General features: G+C 62.4%; 4 protein-coding genes. 3 read left to right on the top strand and 1 reads right to left on the bottom strand.

Annotated features, from left to right (window positions below):
- On the top strand, positions 1-433 hold a 433-nt coding region (locus ACFWB8_RS34985; protein WP_385236669.1), incomplete at its 5' end, for an RICIN domain-containing protein.
- Positions 434-1,009: 576 nt separating this feature from the next.
- Complete coding sequence (locus tag ACFWB8_RS34980; RefSeq protein ID WP_385236666.1) at positions 1,010-1,465, top strand: hypothetical protein; 456 nt, start codon at positions 1,010-1,012, stop codon at positions 1,463-1,465.
- A 937-nt stretch (positions 1,466-2,402) separates the two neighbouring features.
- Here ACFWB8_RS34980 and ACFWB8_RS34975 read toward each other — a convergent pair.
- The gene (locus tag ACFWB8_RS34975; protein ID WP_385236663.1) at positions 2,403-2,855 is read right to left on the bottom strand and encodes an IS3 family transposase; all 453 of its coding nucleotides are present in this window, start codon (positions 2,853-2,855) and stop codon (positions 2,403-2,405) included.
- A 205-nt stretch (positions 2,856-3,060) separates the two neighbouring features.
- Here ACFWB8_RS34975 and ACFWB8_RS34970 point away from each other — a divergent pair, with 205 nt between their 5' ends.
- A complete protein-coding gene (locus ACFWB8_RS34970) occupies positions 3,061-3,273 on the top strand; it encodes a helix-turn-helix domain-containing protein (protein WP_385236660.1) in 213 nt (70 codons plus the stop codon).
- Positions 3,274-3,306: the final 33 nt, after the last annotated feature.

Here is a 3,306-nt window from a genome sequence, read left to right as displayed (position 1 = left end):
CCTGGACGTCGCCGGCGGCACCTCCGCCACCGGCGACGGTGCCGACGTCCACCAGTGGACCTGCCTCGGCGCCAGCCAGACCAACCAGCGCTGGTTCTTCAGCGCCGAGTCGGTCCAGAACGGCAAGTACACGTACGACATCCGCGCGGTCCACAGCGGGAAGTGCCTGGACGTCGCCGGCGGCACCTCCGCCACCGGCGACGGTGCCGACGTCCACCAGTGGACCTGCCTCGGCACCGCCCAGACCAACCAGCAGTGGTATCTCACCGACGCCGGGAACGGCACGTTCTACATCCAAGCGGTCCACAGCGGGAAGTGCCTGGACGTCGCCGGCGGCACCTCCGCCACCGGCGACGGTGCCGACGTCCACCAGTGGACCTGCCTCGGCGCCAGCCAGACCAACCAGCGCTGGTACCTCGAATCCGTGGCGTAGTCGACAGCCGCGGGTCAGCCTGGGTCAGGCTGTGGACTGCAGCGGAACGGGCTGGGGCACGACTGCTGCCCCAGCCCGGGTCCGGCTGGCGTGGGCTCGGGCGCGGCACCCAGGGCATCTGGGCGGTGGACCGCACGCGGCGGCCACCACGATCAGGACCTCCGCGGTGAACTCCACCGCCTCCAGGCGCACATCAATGTCCGGGAACAGCACATCATCCAGCGAGCAGACCCCCACCTACCAGACATTCCCTGCCGAAACGTTCCCGCACTCGGCCCCTGACCTGGGAATTCGGACCCCACCGGCCTCCGACTGGACGACGGCACCGGTCACTCCGAAAAGCCTGACGGCACCTCTCCCACCAACCCGGTCACCCCGGGCGGCAAGTCACCCGGCGGCGGCAGTGGAAGCAGGAGCGGCGGCAATGGCGGGGGCAATGGGAAGAGCGGGGGCAATGGTGGCAATGACAATAAGGGAGACAATTCAAATAAGAAGCTCGCCCTCGGCGCTCCGTTGACGTCGGAATAGTACGACAGCATGAAAAGAGAAGGATACCAAGGATCCCGGGACTACACCGTGGACGAAGCCAAGGCCTGGTCGGGAGTTTTGGATTGCATCATAGGCGGCGAGAGTCTCGCAGCGTGCAGAAAGAAGACGGAGAAGAAGGACGGGAACGTACTCGAAGACTTGATTGACGAGAACAAGGACACCATCTCGCTCACAAACCAGGGGGCTGGAGCAACAGTCTGGTTGGCGGAATCTGTTGCGGCGGGCTGCGCGGTCGCTGGGCAGCCCGAATGCGTGGGTCCAGTTTTGATCGTTGGTAAGTTTGCAGCTGGTGTAGCTGTGTTTACGCGAGTGCCAATGGTCGTCAATGCCTGTGGATCATACTCAAGTGGGGCAAAGGGGTGTACGGAGCAAGTGATAGGCCTTGTCGGAGATGTAGTCGCCGGATCGTTCATCTTCTTCGGAGCTGAGACGGTCGTGGTGAGGGCAATGGAGCAGTTCGCTTACAGGTCGTGGCTCTCATGAGACGGCCTATCGGAAAGATACTAGTAGGGCTACTGTTGCTTATTGGCGTCAATACCCTTCCGGTTGCTGTCGCCGCCCTCGAGTTGACTTCGCAAGACCCGCTGACCTCCACTGTGGCAGCAGGGCTAATCGGATGTGCGCCGTGCTTCTGGATGGCTTGGAGATTCTATTTCTCCCCCGGAGTCAAGACCGAAAAGGACTTCTTGATTGTGCGCCAATGGCGCCGGACCTTCTGGATTCCCTGGTCTCGCATATCTCTCATCGAATGGCACCGGACTGGCCTCACTCACACTCTTCGGATTCCATTGAGTGGATCCAATGGTGAGGTGCTCTATCCCCGCGCATTTTCCGGGCTATACTGGGGCGAGAAGCGCAGGGTGCAACTCCTCGACGAACTAAACTCGTCGAGACGTGCCAGCCTATCCGAGCTGGCAGGTGAAGTGCGGCGAGAGGACGCCACCTACGCATTGGATATCTGCTGCGCAATCGTGTTTCTGCTGTGTTCCATAGGTTCTATATTCGGTCGCTGAAAAGCTGCGCGGGGCTTATTTTTAGATCTCAATCCCGATCGCGAATCTTGTAGAACGTTTTATCCCGTCCGTCGGAAGCAGAGAGTTCGGCCCGGCATCCAGGTGCCGGGCCGACCGTTTTTTCAAACGCTTTATTTCACCAGATCTCGCGATGCGTTGAGATATTGAGGCGAAACTGATGGGTTTCCTATTGATCCGAAACGCTTTGAGTTCAGGCTCGTTGATGGTGTGTGAGTGGTCTGGTGGGGGATGCGCGGGCTTGGTCGCCGGATGCGCAGGAGGTTGTGCGGTTGCTGGCGGTGTCGGCGCTGGTGGAGGGCCGGGACCGGATTGAGGTTGCCGCCCTGTTCAAGGTGTCGGTCAAGGCCGTGGACTGAAGTTTCCCCGTGATCCTGGACACTCGATGTCTACGCCGCGAGGGCGTGCTGATGCCGCTGCCTGGTCTCGGCCGGGGTGAGGTAGCCGAAAGTTCGGTGCTTCCGCAGGCGGCGGCGGTTGTAAAAGGTCTCGATGAAGTTGAAGACCTCACGGGTGGCCAGGTCCAGCCAGCAGGCGAGGTAGAGCCAGCCCTCGGCGGTGGGCAGGTAGGTGATGTCTCCGACCAGCTTGGTGCCGGGGATCTCGGCGTGGAAGTCACGGCCGATCAGGTCCGGGGCCGGCCTGGCCTTTTTGTCCGCGCGGGTCAGCGAACGCCGCTTGCGGCGGGTGACACCCTGGAAGCCGGCCTCCCGCATGATCCGGGCGACGCGCTTGCGGTTCACAGGTCGGCCCAGACGTCGCAGCTCAGCGTGGATTCTGTCGCTGAGGGGGAGGGCGGTTGCGGTATCCGTGGCTCGGTGAGCTGGGGTGTTGCAGGTCATGTGTGAACAGCTTTGTGGGGCCAGTTGCGGCTTGACCTGGGATTGTTGCGGGTTGGTTGAGAACCCTCCTGGTGTTGCAGATGGCGTCGGCGTCTAAAGGGCTGAGTGCCATTTCGTGCCTTTCTGGGTGTTTATGCAGGTCAGCTATTGAGCCGAAACTCCTCGGTTGCCTGGTCGTTGGTCGGGTGTGATCGAGAGTGGGGGTATGCGCCGGCTGTCGCCGGATGCGCAGGAGGATCTTCGGCTGCGGGTGGTTGCGGCGTTGGAGTCGGGGCGGGTGGTGACGTACGGCCGGGCCGCGGAGATGTTCGGTGTCTCCGAAAGGTCGGTGGGCAGCTGGTGGCGGGCCTTCAAGGCCCAGGGTCATTGCATGATCGAAATCTGTCCGGGTTCGTCAGGTGAGGCCGAGGGCCTGTAGGGGCCGGTGGTAGTCGCGGCCGGTATGGCGGAC

The organism is Streptomyces sp. NPDC060031 (assembly GCF_042736805.1).
In the GTDB taxonomy this organism is placed as follows: domain Bacteria; phylum Actinomycetota; class Actinomycetes; order Streptomycetales; family Streptomycetaceae; genus Streptomyces.
Note: the sequence above shows the minus strand (reverse complement) of the source record. Positions and strands in the feature narration are given on the sequence as shown.